The sequence below is a fragment of the Pseudoalteromonas sp. TAE56 genome (genome assembly GCF_000497955.1).
GTDB lineage: Bacteria > Pseudomonadota > Gammaproteobacteria > Enterobacterales > Alteromonadaceae > Pseudoalteromonas.
This window is the reverse complement of the sequence record NZ_AUTN01000153.1, coordinates 1-23,042: the sequence shown is the minus strand read 5'-3', so window position 1 is coordinate 23,042 and position 23,042 is coordinate 1. Positions and strand designations below refer to the sequence as shown.

Below are 23,042 nucleotides of genomic sequence, written 5' to 3'. Positions count from 1 at the left end.
AATTAGTAAGTTAGTTTTTAAAACTTAGCGTTTAATAATTTATTTACAACCGTTAACAAATTTAAACATTTACAGATAGCGTGTTGTGTAACAATGCACACATACAAACTTATACTTCATATAATTGTTAGGTATATCCCCTATTAAACAATTATTTACAGCCTAATTTAGTGGTTTAAAGGAGCTAACATGCTTAAAAAATGCATTACCACAACGGCTTTAATTATAGCTCTATGCGCTTGCACGTCAGAAACAGAGTCGGATTTAGTAAAAACAAAAGGTATTTGGGCAGGTTTTGAACTAGTTTCTGACGGTAACCGCACGCGTGTTAACGCAGAACTAAATGCAGGCGACGCTAATGGCTCTAACATTGTTTTAAGCGATAGCGACTCATTACAAGCTGTTGTTAATAGCACCGCTATTGTACTTACAAAAGATACCGACTTTTTAGACGTTGATTACCAAGCATATATAAATGCCACTGACGACAACCAACAGTTTGATATAAAATTTAAACGGGACGATGGCATAAATGCTAATTCGAGCGTTGAGTTGCCTTTAAATTTTATTATTTTAACCCCAAGTAACGGTCAAAATTTTGATATTAATAGTCCCCTTACAGTCCAGTTAGATGGCACTGATCCTAATAGTACTAGCCAAGTAGAACTGAGCAGTAGCTGTACTAACAATAATAATGAAACACTTTTACAATCAACACTTTTTGCGCTTAACACTTCTTACCTTGAAATAGATTTGCAAAGTTTAGATATGTTTAGCAGCTCGCAAGTAGATCAAAGTAAAAAGTGTGATTTAACGATTAGTGTAAAACGCGATCGATTCGGTAGTATTTCGGGTGAATACGCAAACCAAAGTTATATTAAATCCCAGCAATCGCGCGCTATAAAAAATATGACATTAACGTTTTAATTTGCACGCTAATTTACTCAGCGTTAAGCTACACCTTTATTAAGTAACTCTACCAATTGTAATTGCCCTCCTTATTTATAGGGGAGTTAATAAAAATTGATATAAAGGTTTATTATGACTAACAGCACATACCCTATTGGCACACCTGGCAAAAAATGGAATAACAACGATAAAGCCCAGTGGTTAGCACGCCAAAACATTAAACGCAGTTACCAAAACGAAGTCGTAACGCTAATTAATGACCTTAAAAACACCTTAGATATAGAGCAATACGGCGAGCTTAATTACGCCGCTGGCACTTACCCATTATATATATTAAAAACGCCTAACTTTAATACTAATAAACCAACTGTTTTAATCACCGGTGGTGTGCATGGCTACGAGACCAGTGGCGTACATGGCGCACTTGGGTTTGCTAAAACATCGGCTATGCAACACTCAGAGCAGTTTAATATTATTGTTGCGCCCTGCATTAGCCCTTGGGGATATGAAACAATAAACCGTTGGAACCCAGATGCTATTGATCCTAACCGCTCATTTTATGAGGGTAGCCCAGCTCAAGAGTCAGCAGCTATTATGACGTTTGTAAAATCATTAGGTACTGACTTAATCGCTCATATTGATTTACACGAAACAACAAATAGCGATAACAGTGAATTTAGACCCGCACTCGCTGCGCGTGAAGGCACTACAAATACTAACTGGAACATACCTGACGGGTTTTATTTAGTTGCAGATACCAAAAAGCCTGAGCCGGAGTTTCAAAAGGTCATTATAGAAAGCGTTGCAAAGGTAACCCATATTGCACCGAGCGATGAAAATAACCAACTAATCGGCGTACCTCAAGAGCAATTTGGTGTAATTAACTATGCAGCTCGAGAGCTAGGTTTATGTATGGGCTTTACTGATGCACCCTATGTAACCACTACCGAAGTGTACCCAGATAGCCCAACTGCCACCGATGAAGAATGTATTTTGGCACAAGTCGCGGTTATAACTAGCGCGCTAAATTACATTACAACCTCTACAAAAGATTAACCACTATTAAAGAGCGGGTACTCATTAAATTAAGTACCCGCCCGACAAAGAAACAATCTGATAACAAAAAACAACCCAAAAGAACTGGTTTTATTGAATTTAAAGGTATAAGGTTAGCCTTCCCTCAAATTCAAGGAGTATACATTGGGGTTTAAGAACAAATATGGACAGGTAAGCCTTTACACTGAAAATAACGTTGTTATCGCTCACTTTGCGGGATACATCACCTCAGGGCTTCTTCGTGCGTTTAAAATTGAACTATGCGAAAAAATAAAATCACTCAACAATCAGCCTTGGGCCTATATTAGTGATTCTTTTGATGTTTTAGCTGCAACGCCTGAGGCAGAAAAAGAGATGATAGATATTAGCCATTTAATGAAAGCAAATAACTGCCTGAGTAGTGCGTTTGTACTCACTTCAGCTATCGCTATAAATCAAATGAAACGCATTTTAGAGTGCGCAAAAAGAAACGTTAATTTTAGTGAGTGCCTATTTACCGATTTAGATAGCGCTAAACAGTTTATTTCTCACAACTTAAAAAGTAAGCAAGGCCAACTGATATAAAAATTGTTGATCTTGCTTTATCAATCTTAGTTTTTGTAAAACTGACTGTCTTTGGTTATCGTAATGCTGGCGTTTTCTTGCGCTGTTACAACAAATTGTAACTTACTCACTTTACGTTCAATATCGTAACCATCGGCTGTTACAGTAACGGGGACTCTTTTCATCGCACCCGGTTGTACAAGCGTAGATTTCGGACTTGAGAGCGTTGCCCCAGGTAAACCCTCTATGGCAATACTGTAATGCAGTGCTTGCTGCGTTTTATTAATAATAGTAAGTGTGTAAGGGTTTTCTACTAGGCCCTCGTAGTTCACTCTATAAAGCGCATTCCTATCGCGTAGTACTGAGGCTTCTATTGGTGTACGTTGCAGCATCCATGCAAACATAGATATTATTAACAAAGCCGTTAATGCGCCATATCCTACTAGCTTTAACCTAAATGGATTGGTTTTTTTACCTTCCATTTGTTTCTCACTGGCGTATTTAATTAAGCCTTTCTCGTAACCAAATTTCTCCATGGTATCGTCGCAGGCATCAATACATAAGCCACAGTTTATACATTCATATTGCAATCCATTTCGAATATCTATTCCTGCAGGGCATACCTCTACACACAAGTTACAGTCTACACAGTCACCTAAGTTAAGCTCTTTGGGGTCAGCTTTGCGTTTACGTGGTCCTCGGCTTTCACCTCGCTCGTTATCATATGTAACAAGCAACGTATCTTTATCAAACATAACAGCCTGAAAACGAGAATAAGGGCAAGCAATTGTGCACATTTTTTCGCGTAAAAACCCTGCATTACCATAAGTACAAAAAGCGAATAAAAACACCCAAAAGCTCGTAATACCTGACCATTCAAACGTGATCATCTCCATATACAAACTTTTAGCCGGAATAAAATACGCCATAAACGAGGTGGCAGTTAAAATAGAAATAACAATCCACGCACTGTGCTTAGTTATTTTTTTTCGCCAAGTGCTTAGTGTCCACTGAGATTTATCTAATTTAATTCGCTGATTTCGAGTGCCCTCTATGCGTTGCTCTACCCACGAAAACATGAGCATCCATATTGTTTGCGGGCATGTATAACCACACCAAACCCGACCAAGCCAGTTAGTTACAAAAAACAATGCAAAAGCCCCCACCATAAATAGCAGGGCTAAAATCATAAAATCTTGAGGAAGGAGTGTTAAACCAAAAATAGTAAAGGTTTGCGTTGCCACATCAAGCAGCACAGCTTGTTGACCGTTATATTGAATCCACGGTATTGCAATAAAAGTTAGCATTAACAGCCAACCTAAATTACGGCGTATGCGCTGAAAAAATCCTTTTTGCTCGCGGATATAAATTGGGCCCTCGGTGTTATAGGGCTTAATGATCATGTCTTCTTCTTTAATATCAAACTTCATAGTACTTGCTTCATAATGACGGGTATTAAGCAAGTATTTGCAACTTTCAGACCAAGCTGAAACTTTAATTACTTCATTGATATTAAATAAATTATTTTAAAAAACAAAAACCGAACTCGCGATATAAAGCGCATATCGCGATATATCACGATTTTTTAGTGATTCCCAGCTTTCGCATTTTTGAGCGTAGTGTACTCTCAGGTAAGCCCAACTTAACTGCCGCCCCTTTATCGCCCGATATTTGCCAGTGCGATAACGCAAGAACAGAGGTTATATGCTGTTTTTGCGCTTCATCAAGCGTAAGTGAAGGATTAATAACGACTTCACCACCCGCTTGCAAAGGCTGGCTTAGCTGAAGCACAGCCTGATTAGATAAAATAGCTTCGCGTTCCAGTACATTTTGCAGCTCTCTAATGTTGCCTGGCCAATCATAGGCTTGCAGTTGTGTAATTGCTTTTTTACTTAGCCCCTTTAAATGTTTACCCAGTCGTTTATTTAGCTGCGCAATTAAATTAGCGCATAAATAAGGAATATCCTCTTTTCGATCTTTAAGGGCGGGTACTTTTATAGGAAATACATTGAGCCGATAAAACAAATCAATTCTAAACGTGCCTTTTTGTACCATTTCCCACAGGTCGCGATTAGTCGCTGCAATTACTCTAATATTTACTTTTAGCGTATTGCTGCCACCTACACGTTCAAACTCTTGTTCTTGCAGGACTCTAAGCAGTTTACTTTGCGCCTCAAGTGGAAGCTCTGCTATTTCATCTAAAAACAAGGTGCCTTTATCAGCAAGTTCAAAACGCCCTTTACGGCGTTCATTTGCACCTGTAAATGCGCCTTTTTCATGGCCAAAAAGTTCCGATTCTAGCAAACTTGGGGTAAATGCGGCGCAATTTACTTTTATAAAGGCTTGTTCGCTACGCTTGCTTAGTCGATACAAATTACGGGCTACTAATTCTTTACCCGTGCCATTTTCGCCAAGTATAAGCACTGTGCTGTCGGTTTCACTTACCAGTTTTATTTGATCTAACATGGTTTGAAATATATGACTTTGTCCAACTAGCCCTGAGTCTTGCCAATCTTCGTTAAGTTCTGCAATTAAGTAGTTGTTTTCATCTTTTAGCTGCTCACTTAAATGCTTTACTTGCTCAAGTGCCTCTTGCAGTGCATTTTGTGTTTGCTGTTGCAGTGATATATCGCGAAATACCGCTACAGCACCAATTAACTCATCATTTTGATAAACCGGTGTTGAGGTGTATTCCACTGCAAATGAGCTACCGTCTTTACGCCAAAAAACTTCATTTTTAACTTCACGACGTTTGCCGTCAAACATGGTGCAGTAAATTTGGCATTCATCTGCGGGATAAGGTGTGCCATCAGCATGAGTATGGTGATGATATTGGTGTATTTTTTTACCTAATAGCTCCTCAGCCCGCCAGCCGGNCAGGATTAACAAACACCGCATTACCCGATAGGTCAAAACCGTATATGCCCTCACCTACTGCGTTTAGCAATAATTTAGGATCGTTTAAAAATTGTTTTATCATAAATACACCTCGCGAAATATCGCGAGCATTATGGCAATTTTACACACTAAGTGCACTCATTACTTAAAATGCACTCACGTGCCCATTAAAACGCTATAAATAGTGCTGAAATAGCGTTTTCACATCTATTTCTGCACCTAGCCTTGCGGCTATTAAATAAAGCCCTGCAAGTTTTCGGTGAATAAATAGGGCATCAACGGGCGGTGTGTGCCATTGCTGAGATTGTGCACTAAGAGCAAGCCCTGCATTTTTAATTTTGAGCGCGAGTTCACTGTTTTTAAAATCAAATTCCCCTTCTGCTCTTAGTGGCTCGCACGCCATTAAGAATAAATCAATGACGTTGTTTTTATACTCATCAACTAAGTCATTTTTAAAATAACCAATATGTGAAGCCGCTTTAAGTACACCTTCTCTGTTGTTTTCACTACCCGCTTTAAATAAAGCTAAATACGCTAAGCTAAGCTCTGTTGATATTTCTCGCGTTGCGCCAAAATCAAATAAAACAATTTTTTGTGTATCAAGCTGATAATGAAAGTTGGCAAAGTTAGGGTCGGTTTGAATTAATTTAAATTCAAACATTTCTTTAAAAAACAGATCAATAAGTTGCTCTGCAACAAAGGTTTTTTGGCTATCAGGTAGCACTGTAATGCTCTCAATGGGCTCTGCTTTTATATATTCCATAGTTAGCACTTGTTGTGTGCTGTGCTCTGGATATACTTTGGGTACTTTAAAATGGGGATTAGTTGCTAATGCATTTTTATAACGTATTAAGTACTGAGCCTCCCGCTTATAATCAGCCTCGGCTAATAACTGTGCTTTAGCCTCACTAATAAGTGGTTTAATATTAAGATCTTTTGGCAATAATCGAGAAATCGTTAATAAAGAAATAACGTTATCTACATCACTTACTACACTTTTTTCAATACTAGGGTATTGAATTTTAACAGCAAGCTGATCGCCATTTTCTTTATAAGCTAAATGAACTTGCCCTATAGAAGCCGCTGCAAAAGGTCTTAATTCAATATGAGAAAAACGCGCTAGCCACTCATCCCCCCATTGCTCTTTTAACACTTCAACAAGCTGCTTATGAGGCATTGGATTCGCATCTGAGCGTAGTAAAGCAAGTAACTGAGCCAATTCAGGACTAAGTAAATCACCGGTATCCATTGAAAGTAATTGCCCGAGCTTCATTGCAGCACCACGTAAATGAGATAGCTGTGTGGCTAGCTTTTCAATGTTTTTAGGTTGTAGTAGTAAGCTTTTATTGTCCCAACCTTTACCGGTTAGCGCGCTCTTAGCGCCATCAACTAACATGTTGGTAGCAACACCTGTGGCAAGTGAGCCTAATTTTGCAAAGCGAGAAAGCCGAGAAGTGGGAACAGTACGAGGAGCCGCCATAATATTAAAACCTAATTAGCCTGAAAGTCAGGCTAATTAATACGTATATTGTAAGTAGGTAGATCTACTTATAGACGAGGTACTAGCTTAATTGCACCTTCAACCACTTTCATATCAAGTGGAAGCTTACTAAGTAGCATCATTTTAGGGTCATCCATATTTAGAGTATAAACAGGGTTAACCGCTAAAAAAGCATTAATAACATCCATTGCTTGGCTATCAAGTGCACCTAAATTACCTTTAAAACCACCGGCATCAACACTCGAATCAAGTAATTTAATATTACGTAAAAACACCGCTTTTTTCTCACTGTCGTAAAATGGGCTACCTTCAATTTGTAGCTTTAAACGCACTGGGTATTTAAGTGCGAATGCATTAATTTCAGCGCTTGAATCGGCACCAAGCACAACAACGTCGCGGTTATCAGGCCCAATATTTACACTTAAGTCGTTTACATCAAACTGAACCGGCAAACCCATTAAGCTTACTTTTTCACTTAACTTTGGTAATTGCTTACCCAGTACAGACTCAACCTCAGAGTTAGTAAATGAATATACTGATATGCCTTGCGTGGTATTACAGGCGGTTAAAAATAACGCTGCAATAATAACTAAAATTCTCATGAGAACCCTTTTGTTTATAAATTAGTGGTACATAAAAAAGCCGCTATTAAAGCGGCTTATTAAAATAGTAACCAGCATATATTACGCTGGTTTTAGTGCATTAAGCTGCAAGTGTCGCTTTAAGTCGCGTTAGTGTGTCAGGTTCAACTGAACCAGCACTGAGCGCTAATAACTGTTTTAAATAATAGTTTAAATCAGCATGTTCGCCACGATGTTTGTCATCTAACATGGCTACTTGTTCTGCCATTCTAAGTGACTTATCGGTTGAACTTACGTTCGCTAGTATTTCCATGCGCGTAATAAGTTGATCTGTATTTAATGCAGTTTTAAGCGGTGCTTGATACTGACTTGGTAACGCTTCATTATTTTCAAGTGCTGTAATTAACGCATCTAGATTAGCTTGCTCTGATTTGCTTGTAAGCAATGCAAGTTTATCGTCAATAGCTGCTAGCAACTTAGTAACCTTTGGCGCTAACGATCTAAATTGCGTGTACCCTTTCACTTTTGTTTCTAGGTCGTGCAACTGTGCTCTTTGATTTACGTCACTAAGTGCTGCTTCAAGCTCAGCGAGTTCTGCAACTGCTTGCTTATCTGACTCGTTTTGCTCAAGTTTTTGCTGCTCAAATTCACTACTACGTTTAGTAAATGTTTCATCGTTAAATTGACGAAATTTTTGCCATAACGCATTTTCAGCTTTTAAACCTGCAAAACCAATTGTTTGCCATTGCTGCTGCATTTGCTTCAACTCTTGGCATGCAGCGGCTAAATCATCGCTTTGTGATAATTGCTGCGCTTTTTCTACTAACTCATTTTTAAGTGCAGCATTACTTTTATGAAATGCGTTTAATAAAGCCAGTACTTGTTGTTGCTCGCTTTTATAACGATCGTTTAGTGTACGGTATGTTTTAGGGTCAACTTTACCCACACTGCGCCACGCTTTGTTTAAACGGTTGTATTGGCTTTCATATTGCTTCCAATCAAAGTGATCCTCAGCCGTAGGTTGTAAATGAAGCGCGTGCATGTCGCTAATAATACTTTCGCGTTGTGCTTTTGATGCTTCGCGTTGTACTTCTTGCTCTGCAAAGTAACTACGACAAGGTGCAAATAACAACTCGATTTTTTCATCAAACTGTACGCCTTGTTGCTTTTCTTCGTCTGTATCTAAACGACCTAACTCATTCCAACGCTTGCGTAGCACTTTTACTTGCTCTGCGCGTTGTTGTGGGTCAGTACACTCTTCACTTACTAATGCACTTACTTCTTCTAATAAAGCTTCACGCTTTGGTGCTGCTGCGTATTTTTGCCAATCTTTAGCATCTGCAAGTTGCGCTTCAAGCTCCGCTTTTATATTTATAAGCGGCTGTTGATATTGCTCAGTGAGTGTATTAAATAACTCTTCAAACCCTTTAAACACGCCAAAGGCAACATTAAAACGGCCTTCCTCAATCAGGCGTTTAACATCACGAGCTTTGCGTTTTGCTTGGCTTTGGTTTTTTTCAAGTGGCTTAACTAGCTCATTCATTGGTGCTAAAAATTGCTTTTTATGCGCATTTAACTGCGTTCTAAAGGTACTTTGCAGTGCGCCATCTAAAATATTTAAATGACTACGCGCTGCTTTAAAACCATTATTAAATTCAGTTAGAATTGCATCGTATTGTGCTAAATCTTCTGCTGGCTTAATTTCGCATAATGCTGCAAAAGCGAGTTTGTACTCTTTAATAGCAATTGTTAGCTCAGGTAACTTAGCAACTTGAGTAAATAGTTTTTCTAACTTGCTTACAGCCAGTTTAGATTGTGCATTATTAGCTAGTTCTGTTTCGCTAATAGCTTGCTTAGCTTGCGCTACTTTTGCATCAAGCCAATCTTGTTGAATTTGCTCTGGTGTTTCAAGGCCTAGCTGTAAGGCGTTTTCAATTTCTTCAGTTAAAGCTTCAAGCGTTGCAAGTGCTAGCAATTGGCGCTGCTGTAGCGCTAATTTCTGCTGCTCTTTATCATGTACCGCTTTTAGCTGTTCAATGTGTGCATCTAACTTAGTTGTGATTGAAATATATTTTTCGTCAAGAAGCTTAACGCGTTCATCACTCAGCCATTTTAGCTCAAGTGCTTGCCACTGGACCATTAATTCGCCGGCTTGTGGATTTACAACACCAAAATCTGTTTTTTCGCGTAAGGCATTTAACTTAGCTAAAATAACACGTGTTGCACTTTCAACCTGCAGTGGCATTTCAATTGCTAAACGCTCATTTTCAATATGCGTTTCAAGTGCTGCTTTTGCACCACCCTTTGCATGCTTTACTAATGGCTTAATTAATTGATGGGTAATAACAAGTTCAACTAATTGAGCTTGTAGCTCTTCGCTACCTTCTTTAAATGCTTTTTCTACTAGTTTTGGATTTGCTAGACGTTTCAATAACTTAACGCGCACTTGCAGTTCTTTCTCTGCAAATGCTAACTTTTCGAGTGTTTTAACGGGTGCAAAACGCTCTATGTATTCACTTTTAATTTGCGGTGTTAGTGCACTTTCGCTATTTAAAACAGCATTAGATATTTGTAGTTCTGCTATATCTTTTAATGCTTGATCTTGTTTATACGCTTTCCACCAAAGTGGTAAATCGTTTACTTTTTGCAACGCTTTACGGCGTATTTCAGCTGAGCTATCTTCAAGTGCTAACGTGTTTAATATGGTTGCATCACGTTCAATATCTAATTTTTCGATAGCATCAAGACGAACTTGTTGCTTAGGGTGTTTCCATTTCGGTGTAAAAAGGTGCTTAAAGATCATGTTCACTAAACCTAGCTATTTCGTTGTCTGATTTAAATTCTTTTTGTAGTTGAGCTTTTGTCTTTTGGATCATTTCACCATTAGCACCAATCGTAAATTGCTCGTTTGATTGAGCCACTTTTGCTTGATACAACATAACCAACTGCACTGTTTGTTGCTTTTGCTCGTCTGATAAAACAGTTCCGTCTGGCCATTTGCCAGTAGACGCACCGTATTGCAAGCGTTCGAATAATTCGGGAGTAATATTTTGTACAAGATTGTCGATATTCATGTCATTTTTTCTTTTTTAGAGTCACTAAAACAATACGGTTAATAAGATACCAAATACACCCTACGCCAATTGCCGCAGTATAAGCATACCACTGAAGCGTTTTTTCTTGCGGTTGTAAAAAGTACAAACAGAAAAAACCACCTAAAAATAAGATAAGCGCTAAAAAGGAGTGATTTATAAACATCTGCTTTTTTTTAATTCGCTGTTCGCGCTGAAGTTGTAAAACTTGCTCGTCGTTTAGCTCTGCAATATTGCTTTCGCAATGCGGACATTGCTTATGTTTATCTGAAATTGATTTTGCACATTTTGGGCAACGAATGATCGCCATACTTCTCTCCATACTACGCATAAAAAAAGCGCCTTTCGGCGCCTTTATTGTACTTGTTTTATTTCTCGTTGTCTTTTTTGAATTCAAACCAATAACTGATTTAGAGACGATAATCTAACAAGTTACTCATTAAGTTTAGTTACTCAGTGTCTTTTGACTGTTTCCCTAAACGTTTTTCCCAGAAAGTGGCATTTTTAATACCTAGTTTGACAGGGTCAAATGTGATTTTTCCACCTTTTTTCTTCTGATCTTCGTAATCGCTCAAACATAGTAAAGCAGGCTTAGCTACAAAGAAAATAGCTAAGATACCCAATATGTTAATCCAGGCCATTAAACCAACGCCAATATCTCCAATAGTCCAGATATAACCTGAATTATTAACCATACCGTATGCAACCATAAACATAATCACGAACTTCACGAGGACAAGTGGGATATTGCCTTTAAAATAACGATTTAAGTAAGCAATATTAGTTTCTGCAATAAAGTAATAAGCGAGTATTGTGGTAAAGGCAAAGAAGAATAATGCAATACCGACAAATGCTTGTCCAAAGCTGCCAAATACACTAAATAAAGCCATTTGAGTAAAGGCTGCTGAACCGACCTCAGTCGCTGCATCAACATTTTGTACAATGAACTGCCCTGCTGGTAACTCACCCACAACATTGTATTGCTGCGTTATTAAAATCATGAGTGCTGTTGCAGTACATACAAAAATGGTATCAACATAAACAGAGAAAGCTTGCACTAAACCCTGTTGAGCAGGGTGATCAACCTCTGCTGCTGCTGCTGCATGAGGCCCACTACCTTGCCCTGCTTCATTAGAATATATACCACGCTTAACGCCCCAACCAATAGCAGCACCAAAACCGGCCTGCGCAGTAAATGCATCACTAATAATTAAATAGAATATATCGCCTACTTTATCTAAATTTAAAAATACCACGATTAATGCCAGTACTATGTAACCAAGCGCCATAAATGGCACTACTATTTGCGTAAAGTTCGCAATACGTTTTATACCGCCAAAAATAATAAACGCTAAAACAATAAGGATTATTGCCAAAGCGACTAACTTAAAGCTACCTACATCACCAAAACTAGTCGAGACCATATTGCCATCGCCAAATACTTGGGTAAACGCATTACCTACCGCATTCGCTTGTACACCAGGCAGAAAAACACCACATGCAATAATTGCCGAAACAGCAAATAAAACAGCCAACCATTTTTGTCCTAAACAACGGTCAAAATAATAGGCTGGGCCACCACGATATTGCCCGTCTTCTTCTGTTTTATAAATTTGGCCTAAAGTAGATTCTGCGTAAGCAGTACTTGCACCTAGAAAAGCAACAACCCACATCCAAAAAATAGCACCTGGCCCACCAAAACCGATAGCTGCTGCCACACCTGCGATATTACCAACGCCTACGCGTCCAGACAACGATACTGCAAGGGCTTGAAAAGATGAAATACCTTTATCAGACGTGTTAGGACTAAATAATAACTTACACATTTCTTTAAAATGTCTAACTTGAGCAAATCTAGTTAGTACTGAATAAAACAAGCCTGCGCCTAGGCATAAATAGATGAGTGCATTACTCCAAACAACATCATTAACAGCGCTTACAAAAGCTTCCATGGATATCCTCTATAGTTATATTTATTATTTTTTAATTACGAGACTCTGTTTTAGCTACTACGCTACATAAGCTTTACGAAATAAGATTTCACCTCTTCCGCCCCGACTCATGATTTAATTAATATTAACTTAAGTACCCCAAGGTTGTTAACACTTAATTTTCAAAATATCTAATTACACATCTGTTGCAAGGCACTATATCTGTAGTATTTAATTGAAAGTAGATTGATTTGTACCGATACGGTGATGATACGCAGCGAAGAAGCGTTGAAAACGTTTTAAGAATAAAGCTGCTATATGATTATTATTTTTTTATACAAAGGGTTTTATTAAAAGCAAAAAGGGTATCAAAACTATTGATACCCTTTTAGATAAGCGTTTTATCTTAAATCATCAACAACATTAACAATAGCCGCTAATGTATCTTGACCAAATTGATAAGAACGACGGTCTGACCAGCCATAGTCTGGATCAGGTAAATCGTTGTTGTCTTTAAATGGCATTTCAATTGTGTACGTTAATGCTTTGAATTCTTCAGCAGTAGCTGATGAACCTACCGTAAGGTTAGCTTGACCTGGCTCATCTTTTGGATAGCCATGCTCATCTTGAAACTCTGGAGTAATAGTCAAAAGCGCAGCTTTAAAGCTATCTTCAAGGCCTTTAAGACGAGCATCGTAACTTGGAATACCTTCACTGCCTGCCACAAAGTTATAAGGTATAGCTTCATCACCGTGTATGTCTAAGTGCATATCTAAGCCAGCTTCGCGCATTTTATTAAGCACTAAGTAAACCTCAGGGCTATTTTCCATACTTGGTGTTTGCCATTCACGGTTTAAGTTAACGCCTTTAGCATTAGTACGAAGATGTCCGCGTGCGCTGCCATCTGGATTCATATTTGGCACAACGTAAAACACTGCTTTTGATAGAAGCGCAGCTGCATGTGGATCCTCGTCATCAAGAAGTTTGTGCAGTAGACCTTCAACATACCACTCTGCCATTGTTTCACCTGGATGTTGACGTGCTGTGATCCAGATGTTTTTCTTATCTTCACTTGGCTCACCAATTTTAAGCACACTCATATCGCGGCCATCGAGTGTTTCACCAAGCGTTATTAATTGGCAAGCACCTTGGCTTTGTGCCCAAGACAATAAATCTAAATGGCGGTCGTAACTGTATGGTGCAAAGTAAGCAAAATAAACACTGCCGCACTCTGGTTCAATTTCAAAGCTTAATGTGCCATTTTCATAGCTTGATGGTACGCGAAACCATGTTTGACGGTCATATGATGCAACAGCTTGATACCCTTCCCAACCATCTGGGTAAGCTGATTTATCAAGCTCATTAATATTTAACTTATGCAATTGGTAAGGTGTTGTTTCAAGACGAAAGTGAAACCACTGATAAAATTCAGACTGGTGATCTTTATTAATTTCTAATTGAATATTTAAAGGATCGGTGGCTTCAATAACTTTGATATTACCACTGTCGAAATTGCTGCTGATTTTCATGGAAAAACCTTTAGGTTGAATAAGTTTATCTGTTTATTAATTCACAGAACTGACATTATTTTGTAAATAGTAAAATGAATGTGCATTTTCTTAATTAAAGCCTATCACAAGGCATACGCTTTAAAAATAATACACGACCAAAAAAGCCAGCAACATGCTGGCTTTTAAGTCACTGCAAATAAATTAGCGAGGTAAGCTTGGGAATGACACTTCGGCCATATCGCGCATACAACGAACTACTTGGCAGCTATAACCAAACTCATTGTCGTACCATACATATAAAACGATACGGTTATCTTCAACAATCGTTGCTTGTGAATCAACAACACCTGCGTAACGGCTACCTACTAAATCGGTAGATACAATTTCCGTTGATGCGGTGTAATCAATTTGGTCACGTAAGTCTGAATGAAGTGCAGTATCGCGTAAAAATGCGTTTAGCTCTTCAACTGATGTGCTTGTTGCTAAGTTAAGATTTAAAATAGCTAGCGACACATTAGGTGTAGGTACGCGGATTGCGTTACCTGTTAATTTGCCTTCAAGCTCTGGTAATGCTTTTGAAACCGCTTTTGCAGCCCCTGTTTCAGTAATTACCATGTTAAGTGCTGCGGCACGGCCACGGCGCTCTGCTTTGTGGTAGTTATCAATAAGGTTTTGATCGTTCGTGTACGAGTGTACAGTTTCAACATGACCATTATTAATACCAAACTTATCGTTTAGTGCTTTAAGCGTTGGTGTAATTGCATTAGTTGTACAGCTTGCTGCACAAACGATTTTATCTTCAGGTAAAATATCTTTGTTATTAACACCATATACGATGTTTTTGATATTACCTTTTGCAGGAGCTGTTAATAATACTTTTGCAGCGCCCTTACACTCTAGATGCTGGCCAAGGCCCGCTTCGTCTTTCCAAATACCGGTGTTATCAACAATTAATGCATCGTCGATACCGTATTGAGTGTAATCAATTTCGCTAGGAGAGTTAGCGTAAATAACTTGAATGTAGCTACCGTTAGCTTTAATTGCATTACGCTCTTTATCAATAGTGATTGAACCATTGAAAGGACCGTGAATTGAATCACGACGCAGTAAGCTTGCGCGCTTTTCAAGATCCCCATCTTTACCGCCACGCACAACAATAGCGCGCAAACGTAAATCTGCATATGGACCTGATTTTTCAATTAATAAACGCGCTAGTAAACGACCAATACGACCAAAACCATACAATACAACATCGCGTGGTTCTTTCGCTGGTAAGTCAGCTATTTCTGCAAGTTCATCTTTTACAAATTCTTCTACTGAGCGGCCTTTAGCTGCTTCTGTGAACAAATAGCTATATGCAAGTTTGCCAATATCAATACGCGCAGAGTTTAATTCCATTTTGCTGATAGCTTCTAAAAATGGAAAGCTTTCGCGCAAACGTAATTTAGTGCCTTCAAACTGAGCAACGGTTTTATGAGATTTGATAATATCAATAGTACTGGCATTTACGAGAGGACGGCCATATACAGCGATTTCGATACCACGATTACGGTAAAGTTTACCAATGATTGGTTGCATGCTTTCTGCGTAATCTTGGCGCTCTTGCCAACTATTTGTGTATTCTAACTCGTGAGATGAGGTCATTTTATTTACCTAAGTTTATCATTTTGAACGGATAGCCTTTAAAAATGCACTATATTTTGAGAGTAATGCACTTCAGGCAGGGCTATTCTAATTTAATCTGAAGTTATTCTCTACTGTTAGGCGTTAAATGATTGCGTTAGAATAGCAAGGTGGATATTCATTTGGGGTTAAGGGATGCTTAAAAAAGCAAGTGTACTATTGGGTTTGCTAACGTTGACAGGGTGTGAAGAACCGTTGACACTCGCACAAGTGTGCAAAGAAACACCTGGCTTTTGTAGCGACTTAAACAAAGACAGCCACTGCAAGGATGAGCGTTCTGATGTGATTATCAAACGTTACATAGAATACAAAGACCCTACTGATGAAAATAAATACCAATTACTCAAGGACTTTGAATCCTATAACCAATGTATAACTGTGGCCGCTAAAATTGAACATATTAAGTTAAAAGCTAAAAAAACGTCACGTATTGACGGTCAATTAACGAGCATTAAAGAAATGACTCGCTTATATCAAGATACCCAAAATACAAACCATCCAGGTTTGCTCTACTACCAATGGTCACGAAATAATAACCAAAGTGCACTGACTAAATTATTAGCGATAGAAAATGACAAAAGTGTAACGCAAAGTGCCGAAATGCAATTTTTTCTAGCATCGTACTATATTAAATTTGATGATGAAAAAACCATCGATTTGCTTTATAAAACTTTAGAACTCAATAAAAAAGGCAACGTACCGAATCCTGAAGTGTATACATCACTTATTAGTCTTTTTTATAAACATGATAAATTTAAACATGCATATATATTTTCTAAAGTAGCGCAAATGTCGGGGATTGAAAATATTGACGTGTTTGAAATTGAGCAGCAATTAATAACGAATGGTAAAAGCTTAGACAGCCTAGATGTACTTGCAGAGCAAACATTTCAGCAAATAATGGCAGGTGATTTTGTATCTCCTCGAGAGTTTTAAAAAAGTTTTCTAACGGTACAACTAAATAACTCCGCTAGAGCGGAGTTATTTTAGACAATAAAAAAGGCAGCTTACGCTGCCTTTTTTTATTTTGCTTTGCTTGTGCCCACTTCTACGCGGGTTTTAAGCTTTTGACCTGGTCGAAAAGTCACCACGCGACGTGCCGAAATAGGAATATCTTCGCCTGTTTTCGGATTGCGGCCTGGTCTTTCTTTTTTGTCTCGAAGATCAAAGTTACCAAATCCAGAGAGCTTAACCTGCTCGCCTTTTTCTAGCGCTGAGCGGATTTCTTCAAAAAACGCTTCAACTAAATCTTTGGCATCTTTTTTATTGATCCCGAGCTTTTCAAATAGGTGTTCAGCTATGTCGGCTTTAGTAAGCGCCATATCTAGTCCCTCAACGATGCATTAAACTGTTCGGCCAATTCGGCCACCACGTTATCAACTACTAGATTGATATCTTTCTCTTCGAGTGTTCTATCAACCGCTTGCAGTGTTAGAGCAATCGCCAAACTCTTATAATTTGGCTCAATACCTTTGCCCTTATACACATCGAATAAGTTTAGGTCAACCAATTGATTTCCGCCAACTTTTTCGATCACGCTTAAAATGTCGCCAGATTTAACGCTGTCTGCCACTAAAATCGCGATGTCGCGGCGATTTGAAGGGAATTTAGACACCCCTTCTGCTTGCGGTAAATTTCTTTTTTCTATTGCTGACATTTCAATTTCAAAAACAAAAGTTGCGTTGTTGATATCTAACGACTTTTGAGCTTGAGGATGTAAAGCACCAAAAAAACCAACCTTTTTGCCATCAACATATATTACAGCTGATTGACCAGGATGAAGTCCATCTGACTGCTCGGCTTTAATTTCAAAGCGAGTAACGTCATTAGTAATTGCAAGTAAGGCTTCAACATCACCTTTTAAATCGTAAAAATCAACGTTACGTTTTTCTTCAACCCAATGTTCACCATTTACAAGACCCGTGATAACGCCACCAATAACCGGTACTTGGTAAACACCATTTTCTGCACTTTCGTCGCTTATAAATTTAAGACCATGTTCGAATAAACGAATACGAGGCTGTTGGCGATTTTGGTTATACGCTACAGACGCTAATAAACCCGGCATTAAACTTACACGCATCGCTGACATTTCAATTGAAATAGGGTGCGGTAATACCATTGCTTCACACTCTGGGTGTAAAATAGCTTGTGCTTTAGGGTCTACAAAGCTGTATGTAATTGCTTCTTGATAACCACGAGTCACTAACGTATTGCGGAACTTGCTAAGCGCAATAGTTGCTTCGTTATGCGTCGTCATTTTAAGTTTTGCAGTTGGTGCAACATTAGGAATGCTGTTGTAACCGTAAACACGTGCTACTTCTTCAATTAAATCTTCTTCGATGCGAATATCAAAACGGTAGCTTGGTACGTCCGCACTCCAGCTTTCATTTTCTACTTTAACATCAAGACCTAAACGCGTAAGAATATCTGTTACTTTAGCATCTTCAATATGATGACCAATAACACGGTCTAAACGAGCTCGACGAAGACGTACTTCAGTCACTTTTGGTAGTTTGTCAGCCGCTACAGCTTCAACAACTGGGCCTGCTTGACCGCCTACGATTTTAAGAAGTAGCGCTGTTGCACGTTCCATTGCATCATGTTGCAGAGCAAAATCAACACCGCGTTCATAACGGTGTGAAGCATCAGTGTGTAAACCGTAGCTACGTGCTTGCCCTGCAATTGCTACAGGATTAAAAAATGCGCTTTCAAGTAATATATCAGATGTTTTATCTGTAACACCTGATTGCTCACCACCAAAAATACCCGCTATTGCAAGTGCTTTGTTATGATCGGCTATCACAAGTGTAGTGTTGTTTAATTTAGCGGTGTTACCGTCTAATAAAACAAGTTCTTCATCTGCGTTTGCACTACGTACTTTAATACCACCTTCAATCGCATTTAAATCAAACGCGTGCATTGGGTGACCAAGCTCAAGTAATACATAGTTTGTAACATCAACTACTGGGTCGATTGAACGTACGCCACTGCGGCGTAGCTTTTCAACCATCCAAAGCGGTGTTTCTGCATCAAGGTTAATGCCTTTGATCACACGACCAAGGTAACGAGGACATGCATCTTCGTTCACTAATTCAATCGATATTTTATCGTCAATTGTTGGGGTAACCGCTGGAATATCTAATACATTTACGTCAATACTGTTTAAAACGCCTACTTCACGAGCAAGGCCTTTAATGCCTAAACAGTCACCACGGTTTGGTGTTAAATCAACATCTATAATATTATCATCAAGACCTAGGTAGTCACGTAAATCAGTGCCTACTGGTGCATCGCTTGGCAATTCCATAATGCCGTCGCCTTCTTCGCTAATACCTAGCTCAACAAAAGCACATAGCATTCCGTTTGAAGGTTGACCGCGTAGTTTGGCTTTTTTAATTTTAAAGTCACCAGGAAGTACAGCGCCCACAGTCGCAACAGCAACTTTAATACCTAAACGACAATTTGGTGCTCCACACACGATATCAAGTAGCTCATCGCCACCGACGTTAATTTTGGTAACACGCAGTTTATCTGCATCAGGGTGCTGCTCACATTCAACAACTTCACCAACAACTACGCCATTAAATTTGGCAGCAGCAGGCTCAACACCATCAACTTCTAGACCAGCCATTGAAAGCTGTTCCGAAAGAGCTTGCGTATCAATAGCAGGATTAACCCACTCTCTTAACCACTTTTCACTAAATTTCATTTTATTGTTTCACTCTTAACGGAACTGGTTCAGGAATTTTAAGTCATTTTCGAAAAATGCACGTAAATCGTTTACGCCATAGCGCAACATGGTTAAACGCTCTACACCCATGCCAAAGGCAAAGCCGGTGTATTTTTCTGGGTCGATACCCACAGACTTAAGTACATTTGGATGTACCATGCCACAGCCTAGTACTTCTAACCACTTGCCGTCTTTACCCATAACATCTACTTCAGCTGAAGGTTCTGTAAATGGGAAGAATGAAGGACGGAAACGAATTTCCATATCTTCTTCAAAAAAGTTACGTAAAAAATCATGCAAAATACCTTTTAGCTCAGTAAAGCTAACATCAGTATCAACCATTAAACCTTCAACCTGATGGAACATAGGTGTATGTGTTTGGTCGTAATCGTTACGGTATACACGTCCAGGTGAAATAATACGCAGTGGTGGCTGCTCAGTTTCCATAGTACGAATTTGCACGCCACTTGTTTGTGTGCGTAGTACTAATTTAGGATTGAAATAAAAGGTATCGTGATCTGCACGTGCTGGGTGGTGCTCTGGAATATTTAGCGCATCAAAGTTATGAAAATCGTCTTCGATTTCTGGACCAGATTTAACTTCAAAACCTAACTCACCGAAAAAGCTTTCTATGCGCTCAATAGTGCGCGTAACTGGGTGTAAACCGCCAGTAGGCATAACACGCCCTGGTAGAGTTACATCTATAGTTTCAGCAGCTAATTTTTCTTCAAGTGCTTTACTTGCTAGCAATTCACGCTTTTCGTTGATAGCAGCTTGTACATCTTGTTTAGCTTGGTTTATAACTTGGCCTGCTTCTTTACGTTCTTCAGGTGCTATTTTACCTAACGTTTTAAGTAAGCTAGTGATTTCGCCTTTTTTACCAAGGTAATTAACCCTGATATCTTCTAACTGCGCTATTTCACTGGCACTGGCTACCGCCTCAAGTGCTTGCGCTAATATGTTTTCTAAGTTCATTCGATACCTGATCTTTCACAGAAGGTGATTGCTTAAGAGCGTGTTGGCCTTTCAAGATTGCTTTACAACAGTGTGGCTGGTTATTAAATAAGGTTAAGCATTGGGCTGTAGTTTCCTACATAAATCATGCAATAACGCTAAATAAAGACCAAACACATGCAGTTTGAAGTGTTTATCTCGGAGGCTACTCTCTTTGTTGTTCGGGTTTCGCATATAAATACTATGCTAAAGTCCTCACGACGTGATTAAAGCACTCTTAAGTTAAACAAATTCCAATCAGGAAAGGTAAACACGCTCTGATAATAGCTTATGATAACTGAAAGAAGGGTCTAGATTCTAGACCTACTACAGCTTTAACGTTGATTTTATAAAAGGAATAGTTAATTTTCGCTGTGCTGCCATAGATGCATGATCTAATTTGTCGAGTACATCTAATAAAGCACGCATATCACGGCTTAAACGGGTTAGTAAAAAGCGTGCACACTCATCACTTAATTCAAGACCGCGCATATGAGCGCGCTTAACAAGTGCTTGTGCTTTATCGTCATCACTCATAGAACGAATTTGAAAGGTTGTCCCCCACGTTAAACGAGACTCTAAGTCAGGCAGCGAGATATTGAGCATGCTAGGAAGTAAATCGGCAGTTACTACTAACATTTTTCCGGGTTCGTTAAACCGGTTAAAAAAGTTAAATAGTGCTTTTTCCCATGCATCATTCCCTGCAACTAAATGCACGTCATCAATACATAGAACATCAAGCGCTTCTAAACCGTCTAATACCATAGGTCCAAAGTCAACTACTTCGCGCATAGACAGCAGCATATTAGATAGGCCACGCTCTTGTGCTTTAATACAGGTTGCATACAAAAGGTGAGACTTACCCGAATCACCTAACCCACATAAATAAGTATACTGAAACTTTTTAGCTAACTTCGAAAAGCTATCTTTTAAATGGTTAACCTCTAACGAATCTTCCCCACCAAAGTACGATGCAAATGTTTCGTCATCCGGCAAGGTAACCGGTAATGCCATTTGCATCGGCTCAGAAGTTAGCATTATGGCGCTATCCATTGATACTCTAAGCTATTTTTATCAACAACATGATAAAAAGCGCGTGGATCCTCATAATCTTTAAATGAGGAGTCTAGCCCTAACCCTTTTTTAAGATCGCTTAGGTTACCAGTGTGGTTTAGTTTAAATTCTACAAATTCTGGTGTTTTACGAACAATTTTAACTTGCGTAACAACGCTTAAATTCAATAATCTTTGCTTTGCTAATTCAATATCAACAAAACTTTGCGTGCCTTTTAATGTTAGCGTGGCCGCGGCTTGTTCATAATAAGCATTTGGATCAATAGCGTACTCGCTTGCAAGGCCTCGAGCTAAGGAATCAATCATTTGGCTCACTATTTGCTGCTTATCGCCCGTTAATCTATTTGAATCAAATTGATCATCATTAGTAAAACGCCAATCTAAAATCCAATTTTCGCTATCTGCTTCTTTATACATTCTTGCTGTAATACTTCGCTCAGCACTGTAGCGCCTAGAGGCCTCTTCTACTGGTTCTGAAAAGTTACCCCATACCTCAGGAATACCTACTAAACGTCTATCTTGTAAGTCAAGTAATGGCACAACGACAGGTAGACCACGGCGTCCTGCTTTGTCATAAATTAACTGCTCTAATTGCGGGTAACTTTCTTGTGTTACTAATTCTCTGCGCCAATTGTCCTCAATACCTAACCATATTGCGACTAACGGGCGTTGCACTCCCCATAAAGGTAAGTTTAACTCTTTGATTAACGCATTGATCTTTCGAGCTTCAAATTTAACAACGAGTTTCAATTGTCCATTTGCTCTCTCGTCATATTCAAACTTAAGCATATAATCAGAAATATCTTTAGTGCGTTGCTGTGCTAATTTATTTTGATCCGCAGTTTCATCACCGCTTACTTTCACTAAAACATTGAGCAAAGCTTTACGACTCGCAGCTAATCGAGTGTCTCGTGTTTTGTCATCCACTTTTAAAATATCTTGATATAGATCAGTCACTTCAACTGCCGACGCAGAAAAACAAAATAAAATGGATATGGCGCTAATTAATAATCTATACACAGGCTGTTAGTTCTTGGTTTTAAACTGATTTGATCCTAAATCAAAGACAGTAACAAAGCAAAATTAAATTTGTTATCTAAGGAAATGAAAGTAATTAGCTTTTATAGAAAGTAAAAAAGATTAAATATGAATAAGATAGTTGAGTGAGTTGTACGCTATTCACCTACATTTAACTTTACTACACTTTTAAAACGCGAACCTTTCGGGTCTAGTTTGATCATTAAGGTATTAATGCAATTACTCGATGATGTTACGGCTTAGAATATTCGTTATTCGCTCACATTTCATTTTTCTGCAGACATAAAAAAGCCCGACTATTTCTAGTCGGCTCTCTACAATTTGAGGTCGGTACGCTACGAAGTAGAATGCCGTAGTGCCCAGAGCGGTAAAGTGTCACATAATATATGTACACTATTATTGGATCGGGAGTCACTACGCCCGCCCTACGCGATGGATGTTAATGTGAGTGTCTATTAATTGCGCGCATTTTACTTTTCTGCAGACGTAAAAAAGCCCGA

The 23,042-nt window shown here is 38.8% G+C and carries 18 protein-coding genes and 1 pseudogene; 4 read left to right on the top strand and 15 right to left on the bottom strand.

The window, feature by feature from the left end:
- The first annotated feature begins 189 nt into the window (after positions 1-189).
- The 3 genes from L656_RS0119560 (at position 190) to L656_RS0119550 (ending at position 2,529) form a co-directional block, all read left to right on the top strand.
- Entirely contained in the window at positions 190-927 is a 738-nt protein-coding gene (locus L656_RS0119560; RefSeq protein ID WP_024600463.1) for a hypothetical protein, read from the top strand.
- A 114-nt stretch (positions 928-1,041) separates the two neighbouring features.
- Positions 1,042-1,965, top strand: coding sequence for a M14 family metallopeptidase (locus L656_RS0119555; protein ID WP_024600462.1), 924 nt, complete (start codon positions 1,042-1,044; stop codon positions 1,963-1,965).
- A gap of 144 nt (positions 1,966-2,109) precedes the next feature.
- A complete protein-coding gene (locus tag L656_RS0119550; RefSeq protein WP_024600461.1) occupies positions 2,110-2,529 on the top strand; it encodes a hypothetical protein in 420 nt (139 codons plus the stop codon).
- A gap of 26 nt (positions 2,530-2,555) precedes the next feature.
- Here L656_RS0119550 and ccoG read toward each other — a convergent pair whose 3' ends face one another.
- The 10 genes and pseudogenes from ccoG to L656_RS0119500 all read right to left on the bottom strand — a co-directional run bounded on the left by ccoG (position 2,556) and on the right by L656_RS0119500 (position 15,666).
- On the bottom strand, positions 2,556-3,938 hold the full coding sequence (ccoG, locus tag L656_RS0119545) for a cytochrome c oxidase accessory protein CcoG (protein ID WP_024600460.1): 1,383 nt from the start codon (positions 3,936-3,938) through the stop codon (positions 2,556-2,558).
- 145 nt (positions 3,939-4,083) lie between these two features.
- A pseudogene (locus tag L656_RS01000000122445) lies at positions 4,084-5,488 on the bottom strand (sigma-54 interaction domain-containing protein).
- A 93-nt stretch (positions 5,489-5,581) separates the two neighbouring features.
- Positions 5,582-6,886 (bottom strand): ABC1 kinase family protein, encoded by a 1,305-nt coding sequence (locus tag L656_RS0119535; protein ID WP_024600459.1) that lies wholly within the window; start codon positions 6,884-6,886, stop codon positions 5,582-5,584.
- Positions 6,887-6,954: 68 nt separating this feature from the next.
- Positions 6,955-7,509 (bottom strand): DUF1439 domain-containing protein, encoded by a 555-nt coding sequence (locus L656_RS0119530; protein ID WP_002960677.1) that lies wholly within the window; start codon positions 7,507-7,509, stop codon positions 6,955-6,957.
- Between the two features lie 100 nt (positions 7,510-7,609).
- Positions 7,610-10,291, bottom strand: coding sequence for a DUF349 domain-containing protein (locus tag L656_RS0119525; protein ID WP_024600458.1), 2,682 nt, complete (start codon positions 10,289-10,291; stop codon positions 7,610-7,612).
- The gene (locus L656_RS0119520) at positions 10,281-10,562 is read right to left on the bottom strand and encodes a YeaC family protein (protein ID WP_007378333.1); all 282 of its coding nucleotides are present in this window, start codon (positions 10,560-10,562) and stop codon (positions 10,281-10,283) included. Before L656_RS0119520 ends, L656_RS0119525 begins: the two co-directional genes overlap by 11 nt.
- Before the next feature lies 1 nt (position 10,563).
- A complete protein-coding gene (locus L656_RS0119515; RefSeq protein ID WP_007580349.1) occupies positions 10,564-10,890 on the bottom strand; it encodes a hypothetical protein in 327 nt (108 codons plus the stop codon).
- A gap of 139 nt (positions 10,891-11,029) precedes the next feature.
- Positions 11,030-12,532: an alanine/glycine:cation symporter family protein gene (locus L656_RS0119510; RefSeq protein ID WP_024600457.1), complete on the bottom strand. Its 1,503-nt coding sequence runs from the start codon at positions 12,530-12,532 to the stop codon at positions 11,030-11,032.
- Between the two features lie 380 nt (positions 12,533-12,912).
- Positions 12,913-14,040 (bottom strand): M14 family metallopeptidase, encoded by a 1,128-nt coding sequence (locus tag L656_RS0119505; protein WP_024600456.1) that lies wholly within the window; start codon positions 14,038-14,040, stop codon positions 12,913-12,915.
- Between the two features lie 183 nt (positions 14,041-14,223).
- Positions 14,224-15,666, bottom strand: a complete 1,443-nt coding sequence (locus L656_RS0119500) for a glyceraldehyde-3-phosphate dehydrogenase (RefSeq protein WP_024600455.1) — start codon at positions 15,664-15,666, stop codon at positions 14,224-14,226.
- A 174-nt stretch (positions 15,667-15,840) separates the two neighbouring features.
- Between L656_RS0119500 and L656_RS0119495 the strand changes: the two genes are divergently transcribed.
- Positions 15,841-16,641, top strand: coding sequence for a DUF2989 domain-containing protein (locus L656_RS0119495; RefSeq protein WP_024600454.1), 801 nt, complete (start codon positions 15,841-15,843; stop codon positions 16,639-16,641).
- 86 nt (positions 16,642-16,727) lie between these two features.
- Here the strand turns inward: L656_RS0119495 and ihfA are convergent, their stop codons facing one another.
- From ihfA to L656_RS0119470, 5 genes are all read right to left on the bottom strand, one after another.
- The gene (gene ihfA / locus L656_RS0119490; RefSeq protein WP_002960690.1) at positions 16,728-17,027 is read right to left on the bottom strand and encodes an integration host factor subunit alpha; all 300 of its coding nucleotides are present in this window, start codon (positions 17,025-17,027) and stop codon (positions 16,728-16,730) included.
- Positions 17,028-17,029: 2 nt separating this feature from the next.
- Positions 17,030-19,417, bottom strand: coding sequence for a phenylalanine--tRNA ligase subunit beta (pheT, locus tag L656_RS0119485; protein ID WP_024600453.1), 2,388 nt, complete (start codon positions 19,415-19,417; stop codon positions 17,030-17,032).
- 15 nt (positions 19,418-19,432) lie between these two features.
- On the bottom strand, positions 19,433-20,413 hold the full coding sequence (pheS, locus tag L656_RS0119480) for a phenylalanine--tRNA ligase subunit alpha (RefSeq protein WP_002960692.1): 981 nt from the start codon (positions 20,411-20,413) through the stop codon (positions 19,433-19,435).
- A gap of 345 nt (positions 20,414-20,758) precedes the next feature.
- Positions 20,759-21,469: a DnaA regulatory inactivator Hda gene (hda, locus tag L656_RS0119475; protein WP_024600452.1), complete on the bottom strand. Its 711-nt coding sequence runs from the start codon at positions 21,467-21,469 to the stop codon at positions 20,759-20,761.
- Positions 21,469-22,524, bottom strand: coding sequence for a DUF2066 domain-containing protein (locus L656_RS0119470; RefSeq protein WP_024600451.1), 1,056 nt, complete (start codon positions 22,522-22,524; stop codon positions 21,469-21,471). Before L656_RS0119470 ends, hda begins: the two co-directional genes overlap by 1 nt.
- Positions 22,525-23,042 lie beyond the last annotated feature (518 nt).